The sequence below is a fragment of the Gluconacetobacter brunescens genome (assembly GCF_048695475.1).
Classification (GTDB): Bacteria; Pseudomonadota; Alphaproteobacteria; order Acetobacterales; family Acetobacteraceae; genus Gluconacetobacter.
The window spans coordinates 180,224-204,066 of the sequence record NZ_JBLHEN010000001.1; the positions used below are offsets into that span (position 1 = coordinate 180,224).

General features: G+C 68.2%; 21 protein-coding genes. 12 read left to right on the forward strand and 9 right to left on the reverse strand.

Translation table 11 applies throughout. From position 1 onward, the window contains the following. Positions 1-4: 4 nt before the first annotated feature. Positions 5-2,620 (reverse strand): leucine--tRNA ligase, encoded by a 2,616-nt coding sequence (leuS, locus tag ACMAUO_RS00760; RefSeq protein WP_420355102.1) that lies wholly within the window; start codon positions 2,618-2,620, stop codon positions 5-7. Positions 2,621-2,742: 122 nt separating this feature from the next. Then, the gene (locus ACMAUO_RS00765; protein ID WP_420355103.1) at positions 2,743-3,264 is read right to left on the reverse strand and encodes a DUF3576 domain-containing protein; all 522 of its coding nucleotides are present in this window, start codon (positions 3,262-3,264) and stop codon (positions 2,743-2,745) included. A 324-nt stretch (positions 3,265-3,588) separates the two neighbouring features. Here ACMAUO_RS00765 and ACMAUO_RS00770 point away from each other — a divergent pair, with 324 nt between their 5' ends. Further along, a complete protein-coding gene (locus ACMAUO_RS00770; protein WP_420355104.1) occupies positions 3,589-5,535 on the forward strand; it encodes a glycoside hydrolase family 3 C-terminal domain-containing protein in 1,947 nt (648 codons plus the stop codon). A 71-nt stretch (positions 5,536-5,606) separates the two neighbouring features. On the opposite strand, the gene ACMAUO_RS00775 is transcribed toward ACMAUO_RS00770, so the two are convergent. Beyond that, entirely contained in the window at positions 5,607-6,362 is a 756-nt protein-coding gene (locus tag ACMAUO_RS00775; RefSeq protein ID WP_420355105.1) for a competence/damage-inducible protein A, read from the reverse strand. An 80-nt stretch (positions 6,363-6,442) separates the two neighbouring features. Between ACMAUO_RS00775 and ACMAUO_RS00780 the strand changes: the two genes are divergently transcribed. After that, the gene (locus tag ACMAUO_RS00780) at positions 6,443-7,351 is read left to right on the forward strand and encodes an SMP-30/gluconolactonase/LRE family protein (RefSeq protein WP_420355106.1); all 909 of its coding nucleotides are present in this window, start codon (positions 6,443-6,445) and stop codon (positions 7,349-7,351) included. A 201-nt stretch (positions 7,352-7,552) separates the two neighbouring features. Here the strand turns inward: ACMAUO_RS00780 and ACMAUO_RS00785 are convergent, their stop codons facing one another. The 3 genes from ACMAUO_RS00785 to ACMAUO_RS00795 form a co-directional block, all read right to left on the reverse strand. Beyond that, entirely contained in the window at positions 7,553-8,554 is a 1,002-nt protein-coding gene (locus ACMAUO_RS00785; RefSeq protein ID WP_420355107.1) for a bifunctional GNAT family N-acetyltransferase/(deoxy)nucleoside triphosphate pyrophosphohydrolase, read from the reverse strand. A 16-nt stretch (positions 8,555-8,570) separates the two neighbouring features. Then, the gene (locus tag ACMAUO_RS00790; RefSeq protein WP_420355108.1) at positions 8,571-9,656 is read right to left on the reverse strand and encodes a Rieske 2Fe-2S domain-containing protein; all 1,086 of its coding nucleotides are present in this window, start codon (positions 9,654-9,656) and stop codon (positions 8,571-8,573) included. A 216-nt stretch (positions 9,657-9,872) separates the two neighbouring features. Next, a complete protein-coding gene (locus ACMAUO_RS00795) occupies positions 9,873-10,775 on the reverse strand; it encodes an ATP-binding protein (protein ID WP_420355109.1) in 903 nt (300 codons plus the stop codon). A 139-nt stretch (positions 10,776-10,914) separates the two neighbouring features. Between ACMAUO_RS00795 and yajC the strand changes: the two genes are divergently transcribed. Both yajC and ACMAUO_RS00805 read left to right on the forward strand, forming a co-directional pair. Further along, positions 10,915-11,295: a preprotein translocase subunit YajC gene (yajC, locus tag ACMAUO_RS00800; protein WP_420355110.1), complete on the forward strand. Its 381-nt coding sequence runs from the start codon at positions 10,915-10,917 to the stop codon at positions 11,293-11,295. Positions 11,296-11,368: 73 nt separating this feature from the next. Continuing rightward, a complete protein-coding gene (locus tag ACMAUO_RS00805) occupies positions 11,369-12,844 on the forward strand; it encodes a sugar porter family MFS transporter (protein ID WP_420355111.1) in 1,476 nt (491 codons plus the stop codon). A gap of 54 nt (positions 12,845-12,898) precedes the next feature. Here ACMAUO_RS00805 and ACMAUO_RS00810 read toward each other — a convergent pair whose 3' ends face one another. After that, positions 12,899-13,507, reverse strand: coding sequence for a superoxide dismutase (locus ACMAUO_RS00810; RefSeq protein ID WP_420355112.1), 609 nt, complete (start codon positions 13,505-13,507; stop codon positions 12,899-12,901). A gap of 162 nt (positions 13,508-13,669) precedes the next feature. Here ACMAUO_RS00810 and ACMAUO_RS00815 point away from each other — a divergent pair, with 162 nt between their 5' ends. Beyond that, complete coding sequence (locus tag ACMAUO_RS00815; RefSeq protein ID WP_420355113.1) at positions 13,670-14,503, forward strand: squalene/phytoene synthase family protein; 834 nt, start codon at positions 13,670-13,672, stop codon at positions 14,501-14,503. A 111-nt stretch (positions 14,504-14,614) separates the two neighbouring features. Here ACMAUO_RS00815 and ACMAUO_RS00820 read toward each other — a convergent pair whose 3' ends face one another. Beyond that, a complete protein-coding gene (locus ACMAUO_RS00820) occupies positions 14,615-15,511 on the reverse strand; it encodes an NAD(P)-dependent oxidoreductase (protein WP_420355114.1) in 897 nt (298 codons plus the stop codon). A 111-nt stretch (positions 15,512-15,622) separates the two neighbouring features. Between ACMAUO_RS00820 and msrP the strand changes: the two genes are divergently transcribed. The 3 genes from msrP (at position 15,623) to ACMAUO_RS00835 (ending at position 19,144) form a co-directional block, all read left to right on the forward strand. Further along, on the forward strand, positions 15,623-16,579 hold the full coding sequence (msrP, locus tag ACMAUO_RS00825) for a protein-methionine-sulfoxide reductase catalytic subunit MsrP (protein WP_420355115.1): 957 nt from the start codon (positions 15,623-15,625) through the stop codon (positions 16,577-16,579). Further along, positions 16,579-17,190 carry a protein-methionine-sulfoxide reductase heme-binding subunit MsrQ gene (gene msrQ / locus ACMAUO_RS00830; protein ID WP_420355116.1) on the forward strand — a complete coding sequence of 204 codons (612 nt, stop codon included), beginning with the start codon at positions 16,579-16,581 and terminating at the stop codon, positions 17,188-17,190. Before msrP ends, msrQ begins: the two co-directional genes overlap by 1 nt. 457 nt (positions 17,191-17,647) lie before the next feature. Further along, positions 17,648-19,144 (forward strand): malate:quinone oxidoreductase, encoded by a 1,497-nt coding sequence (locus ACMAUO_RS00835; RefSeq protein ID WP_420355117.1) that lies wholly within the window; start codon positions 17,648-17,650, stop codon positions 19,142-19,144. A gap of 57 nt (positions 19,145-19,201) precedes the next feature. Here the strand turns inward: ACMAUO_RS00835 and ACMAUO_RS00840 are convergent, their stop codons facing one another. Next, the gene (locus ACMAUO_RS00840) at positions 19,202-19,819 is read right to left on the reverse strand and encodes a LabA-like NYN domain-containing protein (protein WP_420355118.1); all 618 of its coding nucleotides are present in this window, start codon (positions 19,817-19,819) and stop codon (positions 19,202-19,204) included. A 222-nt stretch (positions 19,820-20,041) separates the two neighbouring features. Here ACMAUO_RS00840 and folK point away from each other — a divergent pair, with 222 nt between their 5' ends. The 4 genes from folK (at position 20,042) to acpS (ending at position 23,785) form a co-directional block, all read left to right on the forward strand. Next, positions 20,042-20,539, forward strand: coding sequence for a 2-amino-4-hydroxy-6-hydroxymethyldihydropteridine diphosphokinase (gene folK / locus ACMAUO_RS00845; RefSeq protein ID WP_420355119.1), 498 nt, complete (start codon positions 20,042-20,044; stop codon positions 20,537-20,539). A 90-nt stretch (positions 20,540-20,629) separates the two neighbouring features. Further along, positions 20,630-21,025 (forward strand): DNA-directed RNA polymerase subunit omega, encoded by a 396-nt coding sequence (rpoZ, locus tag ACMAUO_RS00850; RefSeq protein WP_420355120.1) that lies wholly within the window; start codon positions 20,630-20,632, stop codon positions 21,023-21,025. Positions 21,026-21,140: 115 nt separating this feature from the next. Further along, positions 21,141-23,378, forward strand: coding sequence for a RelA/SpoT family protein (locus tag ACMAUO_RS00855; RefSeq protein WP_420357159.1), 2,238 nt, complete (start codon positions 21,141-21,143; stop codon positions 23,376-23,378). After that, on the forward strand, positions 23,375-23,785 hold the full coding sequence (acpS, locus tag ACMAUO_RS00860; protein WP_420355121.1) for a holo-ACP synthase: 411 nt from the start codon (positions 23,375-23,377) through the stop codon (positions 23,783-23,785). The genes ACMAUO_RS00855 and acpS overlap by 4 nt, the downstream gene beginning before the upstream one ends. The last annotated feature ends 58 nt before the right edge of the window (positions 23,786-23,843 follow it).

Sequence of the window (23,843 nt, forward strand, 5' to 3'; positions counted from 1 at the left end):
CCGATCAGCCCGCGATCACGAAATTGACGATGCGATTGGGCACATGGATGCGCTTGACGATGCGCTTGCCCTCCAGCAGCCGCGCGACATTGGGCTCGTTTTCCGCCAGGGCGATCACCGTCTCGGCCGGCGCATCGGGCGGCGCGGCCACGGTGCCGCGCAGCTTGCCCATGATCTGGACCGCGATCGTCAGCTCGCGCGCCACCAGCAATTCCGGCTCGGCCACCGGCCACGGGCGGTCGACGGCCGGCGCCTGCCCGGGCTCCAGCAGGGCCAGCATCTCTTCCGCCTGATGCGGCACCATCGGCCCGGCCAGCAGGCACAGGCTCAGCGCGGCCTCGCGCCGGGCAAAAGCCATGCCGGCATCGGCCCCGGCACGCTCGGCATCCGCCAGCGCGGAGGTCAGCTCATGCAGACGGGCCACCGCCACATTGATCGCAAAGCCTTCCAGCGCATCGCTCACGGCGGCGATGGTGCGATGGGTCGCGCGGCGCAGCGTGTCGGCGGCGTCAGACGGCGCAGCCTCGGGGGCAGCCGCGGCCGGAACGCTCTCCGCCACCGTCCGCACCACCCGATAGAGCCGTTGCAGGAAGCGCGCCGCACCGGCCACGCCGGCCTCGGTCCACTCCATGTCGCGTTCCGGCGGGCTGTCCGACAGCACGAACCAGCGCGCGGTATCGGCACCGAACCGCTCGATGATCGCCACCGGCGCCACCGTATTGCGCTTGGATTTGGACATCTTCTCGACACGGCCGATCGTCACCGGCGCACCGGTCTCACGATGCACCGCGCCGTCACCGTGCCGTTCCACTTCCTCGGGATACAGCCACAGCCCATCGGTATCGCGATAGCTCTCGTGATTGACCATGCCCTGGGTGAACAGGCCGTCGAACGGCTCGTCCAGCCCCAGATGCCCCGTCTCCCGCATCGCGCGGGTAAAGAAGCGGGCATAGAGCAGATGCAGGATCGCATGCTCGATCCCGCCGATATACTGGTCGACCGGCAGCCAGCCATCGGCCGCCGGGCGCACGGTCGGCGCCGCCGCATGCGGGGCGGTGAAGCGGGCGAAATACCACGAACTGTCCACGAAGGTGTCGAACGTGTCGGTCTCGCGCGTGGCGTCGGCGCCGCAGCGCGGGCAGGCGACATGCTTCCAGGTCGGATGATGGTCCAGCGGATTGCCCGGCCGGTCGAACGTCACGTCCTCGGGCAGGGTCACGGGCAACTGGTCGTCAGGCACCGGCACCGGGCCGCAGGCGGCGCAATGGATGACCGGAATCGGGCAGCCCCAGTAGCGCTGGCGCGAAATGCCCCAGTCGCGCAGCCGCCAGTTCTCGACGCCCCGGCCGACGCCCAGCCCTTCCAGGCGGCTGATGGCCTCGGCCCGCGCGGCCTTGGTGTCCAGCCCGTCCAGGAAGCCGGAATTGATCATCGTACCGTCACCGTCCCACGCCTTGGCGGTGACGGCGAAGGCCGCTTCATCCTCGCCCGCCGGCAGGACAACGGGGCGGAAGGGCAGGTGATAGGCGTTGGCGAAATCCAGGTCGCGCTGGTCGCCGCACGGACAGCCGAAGATGGCGCCGGTGCCGTAATCCATCAGCACGAAATTGGCGATCCAGACCGGAAAGCTCTGGTCGGGCATGAAGGGATGCGACACGCGCAGGCCGGTATCGAACCCGCGCTTCTCGGCCTTCTCGATCGCTTCCTCCGACGTGCCCAGGCGGCGGCATTCGGCGATGAAGGCGGCGGCGTCCGCATTGTCCCGCGCGACCTTCGCGGCCAGCGGATGGTCGGGTGCGACGGCCAGGAACGCCATGCCGAACAGCGTATCGGGCCGGGTGGTATAGACCTCGACCGAATCCAGATCGGTATCGAACCCCCGCGGCGGGCTATGCAGCCCGAAGCGCACGCGCGCGCCGACCGAGCGCCCGATCCAGCGTTCCTGCATGAGTCGGACCCGCTCCGGCCAGCGCGGCAGATGCGACAGCCCCTCCAGCAGGTCGGGCGCGAATTTGGTAATGCGCAGGAACCACTGCGAGAGCTTCTTCTTCTCGATCAGCGCGCCGGAACGCCAGCCGCGCCCGTCCACCACCTGCTCGTTCGCCAGTACGGTATGGTCCACCGGGTCCCAGTTCACCCAGCTTTCGCGCCGCTCGACCAGATCGCCCTGAAGCATGTCGAGGAACAGCTTCTGCTGCTTGCCGTAATATTCGGGCAGGCAGGTCGCGATCTCGCGGTCCCAGTTGAACGAGAAGCCCAGCCGCTTCAGCGTGCCGCGCATGGCCGCGATATTGTCCAGCGTCCAGGTCTGCGGATGCACGCCGCGTTCCCGCGCCGCGTTTTCCGCCGGCAGGCCGAAGGCATCCCAGCCCATCGGATGCAGCACCGAAAACCCCTTGGCCCGCTTGAAGCGCGCGACCACGTCGCCCAGCGTGTAGTTGCGCACATGCCCCATGTGAAGCTGCCCCGACGGATACGGGAACATCTCCAGCACGTAATATTTCGGGCGATCGGCCGGCGGCACGTCGGGCACGTCGAAGGCGCCCGCCCGCTCCCACTCGGCCTGCCAGCGCGGTTCGGCCGTGCGGAAATCGTAGGAAGCGGGGGTCATTTCAGTCATGTCAGGGTCCAGGAGCATGGGCCGGAGCGTCACGGTCTGTCACGCACGGCCGATACGAAGCAGAAGGATGCCGGGCAGCGGCCCGGCATCGTCCCCGGCGCGAAAGCACCGGGGGAAGGGGCTTACTTGCCGCCGCCATTATCGGCGCGAAGCTGCCGCGCCCGGGTCAGGATTCGCGTCGTGATGTCCGATACCGTGTTCGGGGCGACCGGGGTATCGACCCACTGCCCATCGGTCAGCGCCTGGCGGAAGACGGAGACACGCAGCGCGTCCGACCGCAGGTTGCGCGACAGCACATAGGCCGTGATCTTGAATCGCTCGTTCTTGGTGGCCGGCGGGGTGTACCAGTCAGTCAGGATCACGCCGCCGATGGCATCGGCCGAGGCGAAGGGCATGAACGACAGCGTGTCGATCGCGCCGCGCCACAGATAGGCGTTCACGCCGCTCTTGCCGATCTGGTCGTCGCCGCCATTGGCGGAGCGATCCTGGGTGATCAGATGATTCTGCGGCATCGCCAGCCCCGCGTCCGCGCGGCGCGACGAGGAACAGGCGGTCAGGCCCAGAATCGGGGCAATGGCCAGCACGCCCAGCAGGCGGGCCGATGGCGAAAGGCGGCGAATGGCGGATGGCGGTCGAACGGTCATGTTGCCCCTGTGGTCCCCTCGGGTCTGGCCCCGCTGATGGATCGGCGGCCGTGGCGGTTCCTGCCCGTCCGGGGCCGGCGGTCGGACCACGGTTCAGCCGGTTTCACTGCCGTCTTCATATCCCGGCGCGCCATCCGCGCCAAGCCGGGTGGCGATTTTCTCCCGGTCGCATGCGCGGGCAACCCACACCTCGGCAGGAACCGAGGACCAGCAAGGACATCCAGAGCCTTGCCTTCACGGTTCCGGCCGGTTTGAAAAGACCCAATCAGGCCGGGCCGCGCGGGGAGTCGCCGCGCGACGGGACGAAAGATCGGAGGGGGCGGCGTGGCAGGCATCGCGGGCGGGGGGGCAGGGCGGGCCGGCGGGCCGTGGCGGGGCATGGCCCTGCTGGCGGCCCTGGCCCTGTCCGCGCCCCCCGCCGTCGCGGCCGACCGGCCGGCGCGGGCAGCGCCCCTGGCCGCCCGCCTGACCCAGACGGAAAAACTCACCCTGGTGCGGGCGGATGTCGTGGCCGGCCCGGTCGAGGGCGTGTCGATCGTCACGCTGCCCGGCGTGCCGCGCGCCGGCCTGCCGGCCCTGCGCATGGCCCTGCTGGATGACGGCGCGGCGCAGCGCTCGCCACTGGCGCTGATGGCGACCTGGGACCGCGACCTGGCCCGGCGGGCGGGGCAGGCCCGAGCCCGCGCGATCCGGGCCGGCGGCCGGGCGATCACGTCGGTCGGCGGGGTCGGCCCCCTGCCGGCCGACCGGGCCTATGACGGCGAAGACCCGCTGCTCGCCGGCCGGATGATGGGCGCGGTCGCCTCCGGGCTGATCGCGGGCCATGTGCTGCCGCTGTTCGGCGGCCGTGGCCGGCCCGGCGCCGATGGGGTGTCCCAGGACCGCATGCTGGCGCTCCATGTCGCCCTGGAGCAGGCAAGGGGCGCGGGCATGCTCTGCCATGTCACGGTCGTCGGCGCGCGGCCATGCGGCGGGCTGGACGGCATGGAACGGACGCTGCGCGACGGATGGCATTATGGCGGCATGATCGCCCTGCTGGCGGACCACCCGACGCCGGACGGCACGGCGGCCCGTCGCCCCATGCTGCTGTCGGCGCTGGAAGCCGGCATCGACGTGGAAGGCGAGCCCGGCACTGCCGATACGGCGCTGTTCGGCGCCACGCTGCGGCAGGCGGTGATGAAGGGGGGCTTCGTGCCGCCCGCCCGGCTCGATCACATGGCCGCCCATGTCATGCACTCCATGGACGAGGCCGGGGTAACCGAGAATCCCCCCCCGTTCGGCGCGCTGCGCGCGCCCGCGCTCTATCAGGACCCGCTGGCGGAAGAGGTGGTCACCGAAGGCACGGTGCTGCTGCGGAATGAAAACGCGATCCTCCCGCTGGCCGGCACCACCGCCGATCCCATCCTCGTCCTGGGCGCCGGGGCGGCACGGGAGGCGGCGGATGTCATGGCCGACGCCCTGAACCGGGCCGGGCAGGTCGCGCGCCGGGCCGCCGATATGCCGGCGGACGGGCCGCTGCCGTCCTATATCGCCCAGGCCAGCCATACCGTCCTCTTTTCCGCCGGCCCCGAGGACGACCGGCTGATCAGCGCGGTGGCCGACACGGGCGGTCATGTGGTCGTCGTCCTGCTGTCGGACGATCCCGCCCGCCCCATGCCCTGGCTGGATCAGGTCGATGGCGTGGTGCAGGCCTGGTCGTGGCGCGATGGCGGCGGCGATGCGCTGGCGGCCCTGCTGACCGGCCAGCGCGATTTCTCCGGGCGCCTGCCCGTCACCTTTACCGGCGGCGCGTCGCCGCCCCAGGCGCATATGGCGGCTTACAAGGCCTTCGACCGGGCGCATGTCGCGCCGCTGTTCCCGTTCGGATACGGGCTCTCGGCCCGCGCGCGCTTCGCCTATGGCGACCTGAAGGTGACGCGGGACGGCTCACGGCTGCTGGTGGGTTTCAGCGTGTCCAATCGCGGCACCATGGCCGGCCGCGACGTGCCGCAGATCTATCTCGATCTCCCCGAAGGGGCCGGCGGGGCTCCCAAGCGCCTGATCGGCTGGCGGGGCGTGCAGCTTACGCCCGGACAGGCCGCGCGGCTGGCGGTCGGGATCGACGCGCGGATGCTGGGCCACTGGAATCCGGCAACGCTGGAATGGGTGGTGCCTGCCGGCGAGTACGGGGTGTCACTCGGCGCCCATTCCGCCAATCTGGGCCACCAGGTCACGCTCCATCTGCCGGAGATGCACGTTCCCGGCGCCTTACCGGATGCCGAAGGCGGTTAAGAAATCCAGCCTTTCAAAGCCTGGTCGGAAACGCGCGTCGGATCGCCGCCAGCCCGCATGTTCCGTCAGGCTCAGGGCGGGGGTTCGCCTTCCAGCGGGGTAAAGCCCAACTGCGCGATCAGGTCGTGCGTCGCCTGCGCCGCCGCCAGCACGGCGTCGCGGTCCAGCCCCTTGCAGACCAGGGCCACGCCCCGCCGTCCGTCCGGCCGCTTGAACGGATAGGAGCCGATATCGAGGTCCGGATAACGGTCCTGGATCGCCGACAGGCCGGCGGCCAGCGTGCCCTCGAACAGTTCCAGCGCGTACCAGCTTCGCGAGGTCACGGGCGTGCCGTGACGCAGGCTGGGGGCCAGCGCCTCGAACATCGCCTGCATGATGCGCGGCACGCCCGCCAGCACATGGACATTGCCGATGCTGAAACCCGGCGCGATCGAGACGCTGTTGGTGATCGGGGTCGCCCCCTGCGGCAGGGTGGCCATGCGCTGGCGGGCGGCATTGAATTCCCCCGGCCGGAAATGCGCCTCCAGCACCCGGAAGGTTTCCGGGTGGATGACCCACGGCACGCCGAACGCCTCGGCGACGCAGGGCGCGGTGATGTCGTCATGGGTCGGCCCGATGCCGCCGGTGGTGAAGACATGCTCGAAGCGCGCCCGCACATCGCACAGCGTGGTCACGATCACCTCGCGCCGATCGGGGATGATCCGCACTTCGGAGAGGGTGATCCCCAGTTCGGACAGGCGTCGTGCGAGATATTGCACGTTGACGTCCTGCGTCCGGCCCGAAAGAATCTCGTTGCCGATGACCAGGATGCAGGCTGTCGGGTTCATGATGGCGGGTCCCCGTCCAATGGCATGGACCATCATTATGAGCCCGGAATCCGCTTCCGGCCAGACAGGAGGAATGGGCGATGAGGGAAGGACCGATGTGCGGCGTGCCGCGCTGCGTGTGGGATCTTCCAGCCATGCTGGGCGAGGGCCCCGTCTGGTCGGAAGCCGAACAGGCCCTGTATTTCGTCGATATCGTCGGAAAGGCGATCCACCGCTACCGGCCGGAAAGCGGCGAGAGAACCTCCTGGCCCGCCCCCGACCGGCCGGGTTTCCTGGTGCCGCTCACCGACGGCACCTTCCTGTGCGGCCTGCGCGACGGGCTGCACCGGTTTTCCCCCGCCACCGGCCGATTCGGCCTCGATCTCCCGGTCGAGCCCGACCAGCCCGGCAACCGGATCAATGACGGGTATGTGGACCGGTTCGGCCGCCTGTGGTTCGGCACCATGCACGATGCCGAGACCGCCCCGACCGGTTCGCTCTATTCCGTCCGCCAGGACCGGGGCGCCCTGTCGATCCGGTGCGAGGATACCGGTTACGTGGTCAGCAACGGCCCGGCCCTGTCGCCCGACGGGCACACGCTCTACCACAATCACTCACCCGCCCGGACCGTCTACGCCTTCGACGTGGCGCCCGAGGGCACCCTGTCGAACCGCCGGGTCTTCGCCACGCTGCAGGACGGCTACCCCGACGGCATCGCGGTCGACAGCGCGGGCTTCCTCTGGATCGGCGTATGGGATGGCGGGCGGATCGAACGCCTGGCCCCGGACGGCACGAAGGTCGAACCGATTCCCATGCCGGCGCGCAACGTCACCAAGGTGGCGTTCGGCGGCGCCGACTACCGCACCGTCTTCGTCACCACCGCGCGCAAGGGCCTGTCGGCCCGCCAGCTCGTGGACCAGCCCCTCAGCGGCAGCCTGTTCGCCTTCGGCACCAGCATCGCCGGCCAGAAACAGGCAACCTTCACGCTCGACGCGCCATTCGCGCTGTAGAGGATTGTAGAGAATCGATTCGACAGTCGCTGCGCCGATGAGACGGCTGGAAAAGCCGGTCTGCCGAGCGAGAGTGCCGCGAAGCGGCGCGGCCGTCGTGTGTTTCCGAGCATCGGAGCGGAGCGGCCTTGATGGCCGTGAGCACCGACGCGCAGGAAACGCGCGTCGGATCGCCAGCAGAGCGGCTTTGCCAGCCGTCTCTCACACGAGGTCGCGCAACAGAGGCACCAACGGCAGATCCGCTTCCGGCATCGGATAGGTCGAAAGATCGTCCCCCCGAACCCACGCCAGCGTCTGCCCCTCACGCGGGCGCGGAACATTCTTCCAGCGCCGGCAGACATAGACGGGCATCAGCAGATGAAAATGCCCGTAATCGTGCGACACGAACGTATAGGGCGCGAGGCACGACCGGCTGACATCCAGCCCAAGCTCCTCGTCCAGTTCGCGGATCAGCGCCGCCTCCGGCGTTTCCCCGGCCTCGACCTTGCCGCCGGGAAATTCCCACAGCCCGGCCATCGGCTTGCCTTCGGGCCGGCGCGCCAGGAGGATGCGGCCATCGGTATCGATCAGCGCGACGGCGGCCACCAGCACCACACGCTTCCGTTCCCCGGCCTGCGCGGCCGAGCCTTCGGACGATGCCTCCATCGCCAGATCCCCCCGGTTCACCTCGAACAGCAGCACCGGATGTTCCCCGCCGCGCGAGACGAATTCCTGGTGCCCGGTCCCGGTCTCGCGAAACCCCAGCCGCCGCAGCACGGCGATCGAGGCCGGATTGTCGTGTGCGACGGCAGCCGCGACGCGGTCCACCGGCATGCTGGCCAACGCCCAGCGCGCGATCCGCCCCACCGCGCTGGTGGCGACCTTGCGGTTCCAGTAGGGCCGGCCGACCCAATATCCCACGGTAGCCGAGCGACGGGTACGGTCGACCTGCAACCCGATGCAGCCGATCAGCGAATCGGGCGTGTCCGATTCGGGATGGGTAATGGCGAAATGATAGGCCGCCCCCCGCCGGGCCAGGTCGGCGGTGGAGGCGATCCATTCATCCGTCAGTCCGCGCGGGTAGGGAAACGGCACCCGGCTGAGCATCCGGATCACGCTCCAGTCATTGACCAGCCGGTGCATCGCGCCCGCGTCCGACGACAGAAGGGCCCGCAGCCGGAAGGGGCCGGCCTGCAGGGTGGTATCCGTCCGTTCGTCGATCATGGACCTGGCGAAACCCTCAGCCGGCTTCGGGCGCGCGAATGCCGCATTCGGCCAGAAGCAGGCGCAGGTCGCGGATCACCGGGAACACTTCCTGGTTATGGTCGCCGCCCAGCTCGTTCCACGCATTCTGTTCCAGTTCCACGATCTCGCGGTCCTCGCGGAAGATCCGCTCGGTAAACGCGACCAGGAACGGCCACGCCATGTCCAGCACGCCCGGCAGCTTGGGGCGCTTGATCGACAGCAGCCCGAAGACCCGGTTGGTCAGCTGCTCCTCGTCCTGCGGCACGTAGGCGATCCACAGATCCATCACCGCTTCACCGCCGGTCGGCTCGATCTTCAGCGTCTGGTACGGATATTCGGTGCGGATGGTCATGACGTCGCGATGGGCGAATTTCGCGCTGTTGTCGCGCTTCTGCCCGAAGACGAGCGCCTCGCCGATCGGCTGCTTGCCGCCGGTGCGGGCAAAGGTATAGCGCGCCTCGATCATGCCGGGGGCACGCTCCTGGCCCAGGAAGCGAGGCTTCATCTGGCCCATCTGCTTCATGTGCATGAACTGATGGTTCATATCCATCAGGTTCTCATGCATGAAGCTGTAGTGGCATTTCACATGCCGGCCGAAGCGGCGGGTCTTGTATGCGGGGTTGGCGACCTGCGACAGCCGGGGCATCGGCACGCTCCCGGCCTTCTCCGGGTCGCCGGGGAAGATGAAGATCAGCCCGTCCTGCTCGCGGCACGGATAGGTCTTCACGCCGTTGGGCAGCTTGCCCTTGCCCAGATAGGGCACGTCGATGCAGCGGCCCGACCGGCCATAGGCCCAGCCATGGTAGCAGCATTGCACCGCCTGGCCCTTCACCGTGCCCTTGCTCAGCGGTACCTGCCGATGGGCGCAACGATCTTCAAGGGCGAAGACGTCGCCTTCGACAGGGCGGACAAGGGCGATCGGCAGGCCGGCATAACGGGTGCCGATGGTCTTGCCGGCCTTGAGTTCATGCGACCAGGCCACGGGGTACCAGAAATCGGGATCACAGCGAATGCGACGCAGATCCTCCCCAAGGGTCAGGGCGGGGCGGGGCATGCTGTCCGTCGAAAAAATCTGGTTCATCGTCTCTCTATGTGCTCGGTCGCCTGCGGCTGTCCGGTGGATCGCGCAACGTCATGACAGTCGCCGCACGTATTAAAGAGGCATCTCATCCCGCCGCGCAATTGATAATGCATATCAATGCCCGGCAACGGTAAGGGCCCGGTTTCTCTCCCGGCCGGTCAGGCTGGAAGCCCTCATGATATCAGGCATCGAGCCGGTCACGGGCCTTGATTCTGATCAAGGACGTGTCGATTCCACAACGGGCGGGGCGGCGGCGAGTTCGGCGGTCAGGTCCTCGATGAACTGCCAGGCGACGCGCCCCGAGCGCCCGCCGCGGGCAACCGACCAGGCATTGGCGCGCCGCGCCAGTTCCTCGTCCCCGATCGCCAGCTTCCGGGCCGCCGCATAGGCCCGCACCATGTCTATGAAGGTATTCTGCGCGCAGTTATGAAAGCCGATCCACAGCCCGAACCGGTCGGACAGCGAGACCTTCTCCTCCACCGCCTCGGAGGGGTTGATGGCGGTCGAGCGCTCGTTGTCGATCATGTCGCGCGGCATCAGGTGCCGCCGGTTGGAGGTCGCGTAGAACAGCACGTTCTCCGGCCGGCCCGAGATCCCGCCATCCAGCACCGATTTCAGGGCCTTGTAGTCGGCATCCTCGCTCTCGAACGACAGATCGTCGCAGAACACGACGAAGCGTCGCGAACTGGTGCGCAGCAGGGCCAGCAGGTCGGGCAGGGTGGCAAGGTCCTCGCGCTGGATCTCGATCAGCACCAGCCGGCCCCGGCCGGGCGCCGCCGGCACACCCTCCGCCGTCAGGTTGGCCTGCGCATGGGCGGCCTTGACCAGCGAGGACTTGCCCATGCCGCGCGCGCCCCACAGCATGACGTTGTTGGCCGGCAACCCGCGCGCGAAATGCAGCGTATTGTCCAGCACCAGCCGGCTTTGGATCTCGACGCCGCGCAGCAGGCCGATCTCGACATGCGCCACATGGGCCACCGGGTCCAGGCGCCCCCGCGCGGGGTGCCAGACGAAGGCATCGGCCGCATCCAGCCCGGCCAGGCTCGGCGGCGGCGGCGACAGCCGCTCCAGCGCCTGGGCGATACGGTCGAGAAACGGCAGGAGAGGGTGAGACTCCATCATCGGTCCTGTGGCTGGAAAGGCGCGATCGGACCCGGAGCGCGGCGGAGGGCAAACCGACGCCTTGACGGGAAACGGACGAAAACTATGGTCCACTGCCTCAGCCCGCAACCCACTAAATGACGGCCGGAAGCACGACATGACCGCAATTTCAGATTTCCTGGTAACCCCGGCATATGCCCAGAGTGCCGGAGGCGAGGGAGGGCTCCTGAGCGCCGGCGGGCTGATGTCGATCCTGCCCTATGTCGCGATGTTCGCGATCTTCTATTTCCTCCTGATCCGCCCGCAGCAGCAGAAGCAGAAGCAGTTGCGCGCCCAGCTCGCGGCGATCCGTCGCGGCGACCGGGTGCTCACGGCCGGCGGCATCATCGGCGTGGTGCAGAAGGTCCGCGACGATTCGAACGAGATCGAGGTCGAAATCGCCCCCAACGTCCGCGTGACGGTGGTGCGCGAGACCCTGACCTCGGTGGTCACCAGCACCGCCAAGCCCGCCAACGACGTCGCCCCCAAGGCCGGCTGAACCGCTCCCTCCCCGGGCGGCCGGCGAACCGCCCGCGTCGCCGGCCGTTAACCCTTCTCCGGGGAGAAGGGGTATGACGCTGTACGGAGAGATCGACGCAACCGGAGCCGAACGGGGGGTCGGGCAGGGGATCGGACGGGGGGCCGAGCGCTCCAGGTCCGCCTCCGTGCGGGGCCAGGCCGGCGTGGCCTCGGGCCTGGCGGCGGTGGCCGGCCTGATGTTCGGCCTCGATATCGGCGTCATCTCCGGCGCCCTCGGCCCGGTCGCGCGCGAATTCCACGCCGGCCGCCTCACGCAGGAATGGATCGTCGCGGCCATGATGCTGGGCGCGGCGCTGGGCGTGCCCGTCGCGGCCCGGCTCTCCTTCGGCTGGGGGCGCAAGCACACGCTGCTGATCGGCGCGGCCCTGTTCGTGGCGGGGTCGCTGTTCTGCGCCGTGGCCGGATCGGTCGGCACGCTGATCGCGGGACGGGTGATCATGGGGCTGGCGGTCGGCATCTCGACCTTCACGGCACCGCTCTATATCGCCGAGATCGCCGATCCCCGGCACCGGGGCGCCATGGTCGCGATCTATCAGCTCATGATCACCCTCGGCATCATGGCGGCCTTCGTCTCCAACGCGCTGTTCTCCTATTTCGATACCTGGCGCTGGATGCTGGGCATCGTGGCGTTTCCCGGCATCGTCTTCATGATCGGCGTCGCCTTCCTGCCGGCCAGCCCGCGCTGGCTGATGATGCGCGGCAAGCGCGAGGCCGCGCGGCGCGCGTTGCAGGATCTGCGCGGCCAGGGCCAGAGCGTGGCGCGCGAACTGCGCGAGATCGACGCCCGCCTGCATGTCCGCACCTCGGGCTGGGCCCTGCTGCGCGCGGACCGGAATTTCCGCCGCTCGGTGGCGCTGGGGGTGACGTTGCAGCTCGTCCAGCAATTCACCGGCATGAACGTGGTCATGTATTACGCCCCGCGCATCCTCGGGCTGGCCGGCTTCATCGACCATGCGCGGCTGTGGGGCACCGTCAGCGTGGGGGCGGTGAACGTGGCCGCCACCTTCGTGGCGATCGGGCTGGTCGATCGCTGGGGCCGCCGCCCGCTGCTGATCTCGGGCCTGGTCGTAATGAGCATCGGCATGGCGCTGCTGGGCTATTCGCCCTCCGCCGAGGTGCGCGAGACGACGGCCCAGGCGCTGGCCATCGGCGGAATGATCTGTTTCGTGTCCGGCTTCGCCTTTTCGGCCGGCCCGGTCATCTGGGTGCTGTGCGCGGAAATCCAGCCGCTCCAGGGCAGGGAATTCGGCGTCGGCTGTTCCACGGCCGCCAACTGGGTCGCCAACATGATCGTGGGCGTGTCGTTCCTGTCGCTGATGGACCGGCTGGGCCTGTCCGCGACCTTCTGGCTCTATGCGGGGGTGAACGCGCTGTCCGTGCTGCTGGTCGTGCTGTTCGTGCCCGAGACGAAGGGCCTGACGCTGGAGCGGATCGAACGCGAACTGACGGCCGGCACAAGGCTGCGCGACATCGGGCGCACCGGGCCGCTCCCCGGCGGGCGTACATGAAAAACCCGGCCCCAAGGGGCCGGGCGTTCCAGGACACGTGGTGCCGTCGGTCGCTCAGGCGGCCTTGAGCTGCGCCTCGGCAAACTCGTAGTTCGCCAGCTTGTCCAGATAGTTGGTCACATAGTCGGGGCGACGGTTGCGGAAGTCGAGATAGTAGGAATGCTCCCACACATCGAGGCCCAGCAGCACCTTGCCCTGGCCTTCGGCCAGCGGGTTGGAGCCGTTGGCGCTCTTGGTGATCTTCAGCTTGCCGTCGGGGCCCAGCACCAGCCACGCCCAGCCCGACCCGAACTGCGAGGTCGCAGCCGCCTTGAAATCGGTCTTGAACGTGTCGACGCTGCCGAAATCCTCGGCGATCTTGGCCGCCAGCGCGTCGGGGATCGCACCGCCGGTCGGCGACAGGTTCTGCCAGAACAGGATATGGTTCCAATGCTGGCCGGCATTGTTGAACACCGGCGCCAGGGCCGCATCACCCTTGACCGCCAGGATGATTTCTTCCAGCGACTTGCCCTGAAGCTCGGGCTTGGCTTCGACGAAGCCGTTCAGCGCGGTGACATAAGCCTGGTGGTGCTTGCCGTGATGCAGCTCCAGCGTTTCCTGGCACATGCCGCGCGCCGCCAGCGCGTTGGTCTGGTACGGAAGAGTGGGCAATTCGAAAGCCATGGACGTTCTCCTTGGAATTGCAGCGGCGAAAACGCCGCCCGTCAGAGCTATGAGGGCGGGGAAGGGGCGTCAAGTGACGGAACAGGGACGGCCGACCCGCCGGCCGAGACTCTTGCGCCACGCCGTCGCGCGCGGCAAGCCATTGTCATGACACGCACTGCCATGACGGCCCCCCCGGAAAGACGCGCCGCCGCCGCCGGAGTTTCCCCCGGCGCCCCGATTGCCCGGCGCGCCGACCCCGATCGCTTCCTGTGCGCGCTGTTCCTGCCGCCGGCGGCGCGCGAGGCCGCCTTCACCCTGCTCGCCTTCAATCACGAAACCGTTCGCGCCCTGGGCGGCATGCAGTCCCGCGCCGTCGCGGGGCCGATGGCGGGGCTGATTCGCCTGCAATGGTGGCGCGAGATCATCGAGGGCGCCCCCCACCCGCACGAGATCGCCGACCCGATCCGCGCCCTGATCGCCGAGGGCCGGGTAAAGCCCGAAACCCTCCTGGGCATCCTCGATGCCCGCGAGGCCGAACTGGACGGCCTGGCGGACTGGCCCGCCTGGCGCGCGGCCATGCGCGGCGGTGCCGGCGGCGTGCAGGTCGCCATCGCCCAGGCGGCCGGCGTGGCCGACCCCGACCTGCTGAAAGCCGTCGAATCGCACGGCGCCGCCTACGGCGCGGGCGGCCTGGTGCGGCATCTGGAAATGGTGCTGGCCAGCGGGCGATGCCCGGTGCCGGATTCCGCGCTGGCCGAATCCGGCCTGTCGGGCGACGCGATTCGCGACGGCGCAACCCTGTCGCCGGATATCCTGGACTCGTTGCGTGCCGACCTGCGCCGCGAAGGGCAGGCGTTCCTGGCCGAGGCCGGCCGCCGGCGCCTGCCGCGCCCGGCCCGGGCAGCTTCGCTGCCGGGGGTACTGGCACGGCGCGACCTGGCCCGTGGGGCCGACCCCGCGCCACGCGGCCTGGGCGACCGGCTGGCGGTCATGGCCGCGATGGCTTTTGGTTAGAGCAGATCCTGTTTGAACGTGTGCGTTCGAACAGGTGAAGATGCTCGTAAAAACAATAAACTAGAATATTTCCACCGAACCTGTGTTCGGTGGAAATACTCTAGGCCCGCCTTACGGCGTATTGGCCACCATGCTTTCCAGCACCGCGAACAGGGCGGAATAATCGTCGTTCGCATGCTGCCGCCGCGTCAGCGACAGAAGCTGGGTGGTGGCGGCCATGGTCGGCACCGGGGCCGCGACGCGGGCGGCGGCGTCCAGCAGCAGCCGCATGTCCTTCTGCATCAGGCGGGTGGGGAATTGCGGCCGGAAATCGCCCGCCCTGGCCGCCTTCAGCTTGCGCTTGTGATGGGGCGAGATCACCGCGACCGAATCGAGCGCCTCGAACAGCATGTCCCGCTCCAGCCCGGCGGCCACGCCGTAGCAGAAGCCCTCGGCCACCGCCGCCAGCCCCGCGCCCATGATACCGTTGATCACCAGCTTCAGCTTCGAGCCACAGCCGGCCGGCCCGGCATGGATCGTCGTCTTGCCGATAATGTCGAAGATCGGCTGCGCCCGCGCCACCACCTCGGCCTCGCCGCCGACCAGGATCACCAGCGCACCGGCCTCGGCCTCCGGCGTGCTGCCCGAAACCGGGGCATCGAGTGCTGCGATCCCGCGTTCGCCGGCCGCTTCCGCCAGCGCCAGCGACGCCTCGGGCGATACCGAGCTGGTATTGATCAGCAGCGTACCCGCCGCCATGCCCGCCAGCGCGCCGTCGGGGCCATAGGCCGCCTCCGCCAGCGCCTCGTCGTCGGGCACGCACAGAATGACAGTCCCGCCCGAGGCCTCGGCCAGCGCGCGGGGCGAGGGCAGGAAGCGGGTCGTACCGTCGCCACCCTTGCCGGATGGGGTATAGGCTACGATCTGGTAGCCGGAGGCTTCGAGGTTGCGGCCCATGCGGCTGGCCATGGCGCCGAAGCCGATAAAGCCGACAGTCCCTGCCGTGCCGTGATCAGAGGAATCGGTCATGGTCCTGGTCCTTTTCATTGCCGTCCCGTTTCCGGCAAGGTGCCGGACGATCCCGGCGGTGTCACGCCCCCTGCTCGGCGTGGGGCCGGGACCCAGGAAAGAAGGCCCCGCATGCGTGTCTTTCGCTACTCCGCGCCGCCGCCCTCCGCGATCACACCACACCCTCTGTGGCTGTCACGGCGCGACATGCTGGCCGCCGCCGCCGGTGCCGGCCTGACGGGACTGATCATGCCGCCGCGCGGTGCGCGGGCGGCGGAACTGGCGGCACGGCCGGGCGCCCTGTCGGGCACGGGGCTGAAACCCACGCCCCTGCGCGACGTGACGCACTACAATAATTTCTACGAATTCGGGCTGGAGAAGACCGACCCGGCCGAACGATCCGGCGCCTTCCAGCCGCGCCCATGGACGGTGCGGGTCGACGGCATGGTGGCCAGACCCCGCACCTACGACATCGACGCCCTGCTGGCCCGGCCCCTGGAAGAGCGGATCTACCGCATGCGCTGCGTCGAGGCCTGGTCGATGGTCATTCCCTGGATCGGATTCGCGCTGCGCGACCTGCTGGCCGAGGTCGAGCCGCTGGGCAGCGCGAAATATGTCGCCTTCGAATCGGTGGTCCGCCCATCGGAAATGCCGGGGCAGGGTGGCATGCTGCCGGTGCTGGACTGGCCCTATGTCGAAGGGCTGCGGCTGGACGAGGCCATGCACCCGCTCACGCTCCTGGCGGTCGGGCTCTACGGCCAGACGCTACCCAACCAGAACGGCGCGCCGGTACGGCTGGTCGTGCCGTGGAAATACGGGTTCAAGGGCATCAAGTCGATCGTGCGCATCCGCCTGACCGACCGGCAGCCCCGCACGTCGTGGAATGTCCGCGCGTCCGACGAATACGGCTTCTACGCCAACGTCAATCCGGCCGTGGACCATCCGCGCTGGAGCCAGGCCAGCGAGCGGCCGATCGGTGCCGGCGGCGGGTTTTTCGGCGCCGCCCGCCAGCCCACCCTGCCGTTCAACGGCTATGGCGAACAGGTGGCCGGCCTGTATGCCGGCATGGACCTGCGGCGCGATTTCTGATGGCGGCATGGCAGGCAAGGTCGGCCGGCCTGATCCGGCTGGGCCTGTATGGTGTCGGGCTGGTGCCGGCGGTGGTGTCGTTCGTCCTGGGGGCGACCGACCGGCTGGGCGCCGATCCGGTCAATACGTTCGAGCGCACGCTGGGCCTGTGGGCCCTGCGGTTCCTGATCCTCTCGCTGTGCATCACGCCGCTGCGCGCGCTCGCCGGGGTCAATCTCCTCCGCTACCGGCGGGCGCTGGGGCTGCTGGCCTTCTGGTACGCGCTGTTTCATCTGTCGGCCTATGTGGCGCTGGATCAGGGATTCGACCTGCCCACCCTGCTGGCCGACGTGACCAAGCGGCCTTTCATCATCCTGGGCATGGTCGCCTTCACCATCCTGGCCGCGCTGGCCGCGACGTCGAACGGCTGGTCGATCCGCCGCTTGGGCAGGCGCTGGAAAGCGCTGCATCGCCTGGCCTATGCGGCCGCGCTCTGCGCCGCCATCCATTTCATCCTGTCTTTCAAGGTGATAAGGGCAGAAACGCTGCTTTATGGCGGGGTCGTGGCCGGCCTGCTCGCCTTCCGCGTCTGGCGGGCCATGCCCCGGCAGGTGAAGCCGCCGCCGGCCTGATAGGGACATCGGGATTCCGGCGGATGGTTCCCTTGCCCCGATGCGGGAAAAGCCTGACAGTCATGCGCTGCCGGAATGGAAAGACCCCCGATTCCACCGGAGAAGTCCAGAAAATCGAAGTAACAGGAAGGAAGAGGCGGAAACCGTCTTCTCCCCCCGCTTGCCGCGCCGGATGGCGCGGGTCAGGATCGGCTCGCGCAGAGATGATGTCTCGGAATGCCGGTTCAGATGGCAAGAGGTTGGGGCGTTCCGGAGGACCGGATCGGGTTATGGCTCTGCGGCCCCGTATGTGCGATGGGCGGACTGTCCGCGACGATACGGCCCGCATGCCACCCGGTTCAGGTTCGTCCGGTCCTTGGACGACCACTCTTTCCCGCCTTCGGTCCGCCGTGATGGGACCGGCGGCCCAGACCGTATTCACAGGCTTCGGCCTGCGCGCCTCGTTCCGGAGAATGTCATGACCTCGAATACGACCCGAACCGAATCCGCCTATGACGTCGTCCTGATCGGCGGAGGGGTCATGAGCGCGACGCTCGGCGCGCTGCTCAAGCTCCTGCAGCCGGACTGGTCGATCGGGATGTTCGGACGGCTGGACGACGTGGCGAAGGAAAGCTCCAACGCCTGGAACAATGCCGGCACGGGCCATTCCGCGCTGTGCGAGCTCAACTACACGCCCTCGCGCGTCGACGGCACGATCGACATTTCCAAGGCGGTCGGCGTCAACGAGGCGTTCCAGCTTTCGCGCCAGTTCTGGGCCTACCTGGTCGAATCGGGCGTCATCGCCTCGCCCCGCGCCTTCCTCAACCCCATCCCGCACATGAGCTTCGTCTGGGGCGACGAGAACTGCGACTACCTGCGCCGCCGCTACGAGGCCCTGAAGGATCATCCGCTGTTCAGCGGCATGCGCTTCTCCACCGACCCGGCGCAGCTTGCGCAGTGGATGCCGCTGGTGATGGAAGGCCGCACCGCCGGCACCAAGCTGGCCGCGACCTGGATCGCCTCGGGCACCGACGTCAATTTCGGCGCGCTGACGCATCTGCTGGTCAATTTCCTTTCCGGCCAGCCGGGTTTCGACCTCAAGCTGTCGCATGAGGTCGAGGACCTGAAGCAGGACGCCTCCGGCTCCTGGCGGATCGCGGTGCGCGACCTCGCGGCGAACACCACCGAATCGGTCGGCGCGCGCTTCGTCTTCATCGGCGCCGGCGGCGGCGCGCTGCCGCTGTTGCAGAAGACCGGCATTCCCGAATCGAAGGGCGTCGGCGGCTTCCCGGTCAGCGGCCAGTTCCTGCGCTGCACCAATCCGGACATCGTCGCCCGCCACCATGCCAAGGTCTACGGCAAGGCGTCGGTCGGCGCGCCGCCGATGTCGGTGCCGCATCTCGATACCCGCGTGATCGACGGCAAGGAGGGGCTGCTGTTCGGCCCCTATGCCGGCTTCTCGACCAAGTTCCTCAAGCAGGGCTCGCTGTGGGACCTGCCGAAATCCATCCGCATGGACAATCTCGGTGCCATGCTGGCGGTGGCGCGCGACAACATGCCGCTCACCCGTTACCTGGTGCAGCAAGTGCTGCAATCCAACGAGACGCGCCTGAAGGCCCTGCGCGACTTCGTGCCCAACGCCCAGGCGAAGGATTGGGAACTGATCACCGCCGGCCAGCGCGTGCAGGTGATCAAGAAGGACGCCAAGAAGGGCGGCGTGCTGCAATTCGGCACCGAAGTCGTCACCGGGGCCAACGGCACGGTCGCGGCACTGCTGGGCGCCTCGCCGGGCGCCTCGACCGCCGTGTCGATCATGCTGACCGTGATCCGCAAATGCTTCGCCAGCGAACTGCCGCGCTGGGACGCGAAGCTGAAGGAAATGATCCCGTCCTATGGCGGCCCGCTGGCCGACCGGCCCGAACTCTGCGCCCAGGTGCACGAGCGCACGACGCGGAGCCTGCAACTCGAAAGCTGAGGCTCACACGCCTCGGCCGGGCAGGGCGCGCGGCGTCCTGCCCGGCAGTGCCGGAGGTCAGTCTTCGTCGTCGTGGTCGAGTTCGCTGAACTGGTCGGCGGGGTGGCGGACGGGGGCCTGCTGCTGGCGCGCCACCCGCGCCTCGCCCTGCCGCCGGGTGAAGTGCGAGGCGATATCCGCCAGGTCGATGAACTGGTCGGCCTGCCGCCGCAAATCGTCGCCGATCAGCGGCGGCGAGGTGCGCACGGACGAGACGACGGAGGTCCGCACGCCCTGGCGCTGCACGCTTTCCAGCAGGCGGCGGAAATCGGCGTCGCCGCTGAACAGGATGGCATGGTCCATCCTGGGGGCCATCTCCATCATGTCGACGGCCAGTTCGATATCCATGCTGCCCTTCACGCGCCGCCGCCCGTTCTGGTCGACGAATTCCCGCGCCGTCTTGGTGACGAGCGAGTAGCCGTTATAGACCAGCCAGTCGGTCAGCGGCTTGAGGGGAGAATATTCCTCGCTTTCCAGGATCGCCGAATAATAATAGGCACGGATGATATGGCATTTTGAGCGGAAGAAGGTCAGCAGGTTGCGGTAATCGACATCGAACCCCAGATGACGCGAGGCCGAGTAGAGACTTGAGCCGTCGATAAAAAGACAAGCACGTTCGTCGGGTTGAAAAAACATGGGCTCTGAATCCTCATAATATGGCCTGAGCTTGAAATGCTGCGCGGATGGAATACCGCGCCTAACAATATGCCCAACAAATGTCAGGTTAGAGCCGTCACGGACAAATTGATACGGTCGAAACGAAAAACATATAACGTCTCTGAGAAAAAACATTAAAAAATCAATTGGATATACTATGTTTCGGAAAGTTTCGGCCGTAACGGCGGCAAGGCCGGCGCCATGATCCTGATCGCCATCGGGGCCAATCTGCCGCGTGAAGGGGGCAGCACGCCGCTCGAGACCTGCCGCTGGGCGGTCGGGCGCATCGGTGCCATTCCCGGCCTGCGGGTGGTGGCGGTGTCGGCGTGGTACGAAAGCGCGCCGGTTCCCCCCTCGGGCCAGCCGCCTTATGTAAACGGCGTGGTGAACGTGGCCGGCGAGATCGACCCCGCCGCGCTGCTGGCCGCCTTGCAGGCGATCGAGGCCGAGGCGGGGCGGCGGCGGACGGTCGCCAACGCCGCGCGGCCGCTGGATCTCGATATCGTGGCGATGGGCCCTTGCGTGCGTGACGCGCCCGACCCCATCCTGCCGCATCCCAGGGCGGAGGACCGGGCGTTCGTCCTGCTCCCGCTGCGCGACGTGGCGCCGGGCTGGCGCAATCCCCGCACGGGCCATGGTGTCGGGGCGGCGATTGCAGCCTTGCCGGCGCAGCAAATTCGCCGGCTGGACGGCGCGTGACGGGCACCCCACCAAACCCACCCTTGCGTTTGCGCGGCACTGTGGATAAAATCGCTTTTTTTAATAATGTAAATACCGGAGGCTTGCCTCATGGCTCGCGTCACCGTCGAAGATTGCGTTGAACGGGTTCCCAATCGCTTCGAACTGGTTCTGTTGGCGGCGCAGCGCGCGCGCGGCCTGTCGCGTGGCGAGGAGCTGACGATCGACCGCGACAACGACAAGAACCCGGTCGTCGCGCTGCGTGAAATCGCCGACCAGACGATCGAACTCGAACAGATCCGCACCGACCTCGTCCGCTCGCTGGCCCGCGCGCCCGAGCCCGAGCCGGCGGATGAGGAAGTGATGGACCTGATCCCGACCGAGCAGAACATCTTCGGTCTCCAGGACGTCTCGGCCGAGGAAGAGGCCGCCCACGGCGCCGGCATGTCGGCCGAAGAGCTGGAGGCCGCGATCGAGGCCGAGCTGGGCGGCCGTTCGCGGCGATAAGCCCATGGCAGCGGATGCGGCCGGCCCTACCGACTCGGTAGTACAGGGCACTGCCCAGGTGCCGGCCTTGCCCGCGTCCGGCGATGGCCGGGGGCTGGTTTCCGCTGCTTCGACCATGCCTGAAGGCGAGGGTGGGGATGCGGCGCCGGAACCGCCTCCCGCCCGCGTCATTTCCTGCGAGGGCTTGCTGCGGCGTGTCCGCGCCTATGCCCCGGATGCCGATCTCGACCTGATCCGCCGCGCCTTCGCCGTCGCGCAGGAGGCCCATGCCGGGCAGGTGCGCGATAACGGCGATCCCTACATCACCCATCCGCTGGCCGTCGCCAGCATCCTCGCCGGCTTCCATCTCGATCCGGCCTCGATCGCGACCGCCCTGCTGCACGACACGATCGAGGATACGGGCGTCACGCACGATCGGCTGCGTGCCGAATTCGGCCCGGCCATCGCCGACCTCGTGGACGGCGTCACCAAGCTGACCCGGCTGGAGCTTCAGTCGGACCGCACCAAGCAGGCCGAGAATTTCCGCAAGCTGGTGCTCGCGATGTCCAAGGACATCCGGGTGCTGATCGTCAAGCTGGCGGACCGGCTGCACAACATGCGCACGCTGCATTACGTGCAGCGGCTGGACCGGCGCCAGCGCATCGCCCGCGAGACCATGGAAATCTATGCGCCCCTGGCCGGGCGCATCGGCATGGACAAGGTCAAGACCGAACTCCAGAATCTCTCCTTCGCCGAACTGGAGCCGGAAGCCAACACGACCATCCGCGCGCGGCTCAACTACCTGCGCGGCCAGGGCGCGGATGTCATCGAAGAGGTGCGTCGCGAACTGGTCCGCCTGTGCCGTGACGCCGGGCTGGGCGAGGTCGAGGTCTCGGGGCGCGAGAAATCGCCCTTCTCGATCTGGGAGAAGATGCAGAAGCGCAATGTCGCCTTCGAGCAGCTTTCCGACATCATGGCCTTCCGCATCATCGTGCCGACCCGCGAGGCCTGCTATGTGGCGCTGGGCGCGGTCCATGCGGCGTTCCCGGTCATTGTCGGCCGGTTCAAGGATTATATCTCCACGCCCAAGGCCAACGGCTATCAGAGCCTGCATACGGGCGTGACGCTGCGCTATCCGCGCAACCAGAAGATCGAGGTGCAGATCCGCACCGCCGAGATGCACGACATCGCCGAAAACGGCGTGGCGTCGCACTGGATGTACAAGCAGTTGCCCGGCGCCGGCGGTGCCGCACAGGTCGTCACCGGCCTGCGCTGGGTGCAGGACCTGCTGGACATCCTGGAGGATTCGGCGGCCCCGGACGAGTTCCTGGAAAACACCAAGCTCGAACTCTACCAGGATCAGGTCTTCTGTTTCTCGCCCAAGGGGCAGCTCATTTCGCTGCCCAGAGGCGCCACGCCGGTCGATTTCGCCTACGCGGTGCACAGCCAGGTCGGCGACACCTGCGTGGGCGCGCGCATCAACGGGCGCCTGATGCCGCTGCGCCACGAATTGCAGAACGGCGACCAGGTCGAGATCATGACGGCACGCGGCGGCACGCCGTCACCGTCGTGGGAACGATTCGTCGTCACCGGCAAGGCGCGGGCGCGCATCCGCCGCCATGTGGCGGCCCAGCAGCGCGAAGCCCATGTCGATGGCGGTCGCGCCGCGCTGGCCAAGGCCTTCCGGCAGGAGGGCGTGGACGGGTCGGAAAAGGTGCTGGAGAGCATCCTCGCCGACCTGAAGCAGGCGTCGGTCGAAGACCTCTACGTCGCGGTCGGCAACGGCAATATCGGCCCGCGCGACGTGGTGCATGCCGCCTATCCCGAACTGCGCCAGACGCCGCGCGCGCCGCGCATGGTGCCCGGTATCCCCATGCGCGCGCCCGCGCGCACCGGAAAGGCCAGGACGGGCGGCGGCATGGCGCTGGCCGGCATCGGCCCCGGCATCGCGGTTCATTTCGCCGGCTGCTGCCATCCCCTGCCGGGCGACCGCATCGTGGGCATCGTCGCCACCGGCAAGGGCATCACCATCCACACCGCCGGCTGCCAGACGCTGGAAAGCTTCGCCGCCACGCCCGAGCGCTTCATGGATGTGGACTGGGATTACGACGTGATCGGCCGTGGCACCGGCGAGCCGCATATCGGGCGGCTCAGCATTGTCGCCGCCAACGAGCCCTCGATCCTCGCCACCCTGACCAATGTCGCCTCCAAGCATGACGGCACCATCGTCAATCTGCGCATCGTCAACCGCCAGCTCGATTTCATGGAGATCCTGGCGGATATCGAGGTGCGCGACCTGCGCCACCTGTCGTCGCTGATCGCGGCGATGCGGGCCGCCAGCGGCGTGGTCCAGGTGGAGCGCGCGAAGGGATGAGCCTGCTCGGCATCGGCTCCGACCTGTGCGACATCCGCCGCATCGAACGCGCGCTGGACCGCCACGGCGAAAGATTCCTGGACCGGGTGTTCACCGAAGCCGAGCGGCGGCGCGCCGACCGGCGCAGCGGGCAGGCACGTCTGGGCGCCTACGCCAAGCGATGGGCGGCGAAGGAAGCCTGCGCCAAGGCATTGGGCACGGGGTTCTCCCACGGCGTGTTCCACCGCGACCTGGGGGTGGACAACCTGCCGACCGGCCAGCCCGTCATGGTGCTGACCGGCGGCGCGCGGGCAAGGCTGGACGCGCTGCTGCCGCCAGGCGCCACGGCCCGCATTCTGCTGACCATGACCGACGAATATCCCTATGCGTTCGCGCAGGTGATGATCGACGCTGGTCCAGTGGTCTAGGATCAGGCTAATAAGGTCGCGCGCCGGTTGACAGGGGATGGTCCCCCCGGCTTCATCC

What these genes read in the sequence shown, in the direction of transcription:
- leuS (WP_420355102.1), bottom strand. Translation starts at nt 2,620, where the DNA reads ATGACTGAAATGACCCCCGCTTCCTACGATTTCCGCACGGCCGAACCG.
- ACMAUO_RS00765 (WP_420355103.1), bottom strand. Translation starts at nt 3,264, where the DNA reads ATGACCGTTCGACCGCCATCCGCCATTCGCCGCCTTTCGCCATCGGCC.
- ACMAUO_RS00775 (WP_420355105.1), bottom strand. Translation starts at nt 6,362, where the DNA reads ATGAACCCGACAGCCTGCATCCTGGTCATCGGCAACGAGATTCTTTCG.
- ACMAUO_RS00780 (WP_420355106.1), top strand. Translation starts at nt 6,443, where the DNA reads ATGAGGGAAGGACCGATGTGCGGCGTGCCGCGCTGCGTGTGGGATCTT.
- ACMAUO_RS00785 (WP_420355107.1), bottom strand. Translation starts at nt 8,554, where the DNA reads ATGATCGACGAACGGACGGATACCACCCTGCAGGCCGGCCCCTTCCGG.
- ACMAUO_RS00790 (WP_420355108.1), bottom strand. Translation starts at nt 9,656, where the DNA reads ATGAACCAGATTTTTTCGACGGACAGCATGCCCCGCCCCGCCCTGACC.
- ACMAUO_RS00795 (WP_420355109.1), bottom strand. Translation starts at nt 10,775, where the DNA reads ATGGAGTCTCACCCTCTCCTGCCGTTTCTCGACCGTATCGCCCAGGCG.
- yajC (WP_420355110.1), top strand. Translation starts at nt 10,915, where the DNA reads ATGACCGCAATTTCAGATTTCCTGGTAACCCCGGCATATGCCCAGAGT.
- ACMAUO_RS00805 (WP_420355111.1), top strand. Translation starts at nt 11,369, where the DNA reads ATGACGCTGTACGGAGAGATCGACGCAACCGGAGCCGAACGGGGGGTC.
- ACMAUO_RS00810 (WP_420355112.1), bottom strand. Translation starts at nt 13,507, where the DNA reads ATGGCTTTCGAATTGCCCACTCTTCCGTACCAGACCAACGCGCTGGCG.
- ACMAUO_RS00815 (WP_420355113.1), top strand. Translation starts at nt 13,670, where the DNA reads ATGACGGCCCCCCCGGAAAGACGCGCCGCCGCCGCCGGAGTTTCCCCC.
- ACMAUO_RS00820 (WP_420355114.1), bottom strand. Translation starts at nt 15,511, where the DNA reads ATGACCGATTCCTCTGATCACGGCACGGCAGGGACTGTCGGCTTTATC.
- msrP (WP_420355115.1), top strand. Translation starts at nt 15,623, where the DNA reads ATGCGTGTCTTTCGCTACTCCGCGCCGCCGCCCTCCGCGATCACACCA.
- msrQ (WP_420355116.1), top strand. Translation starts at nt 16,579, where the DNA reads ATGGCGGCATGGCAGGCAAGGTCGGCCGGCCTGATCCGGCTGGGCCTG.
- ACMAUO_RS00835 (WP_420355117.1), top strand. Translation starts at nt 17,648, where the DNA reads ATGACCTCGAATACGACCCGAACCGAATCCGCCTATGACGTCGTCCTG.
- ACMAUO_RS00840 (WP_420355118.1), bottom strand. Translation starts at nt 19,819, where the DNA reads ATGTTTTTTCAACCCGACGAACGTGCTTGTCTTTTTATCGACGGCTCA.
- folK (WP_420355119.1), top strand. Translation starts at nt 20,042, where the DNA reads ATGATCCTGATCGCCATCGGGGCCAATCTGCCGCGTGAAGGGGGCAGC.
- rpoZ (WP_420355120.1), top strand. Translation starts at nt 20,630, where the DNA reads ATGGCTCGCGTCACCGTCGAAGATTGCGTTGAACGGGTTCCCAATCGC.
- ACMAUO_RS00855 (WP_420357159.1), top strand. Translation starts at nt 21,141, where the DNA reads ATGCCTGAAGGCGAGGGTGGGGATGCGGCGCCGGAACCGCCTCCCGCC.
- acpS (WP_420355121.1), top strand. Translation starts at nt 23,375, where the DNA reads ATGAGCCTGCTCGGCATCGGCTCCGACCTGTGCGACATCCGCCGCATC.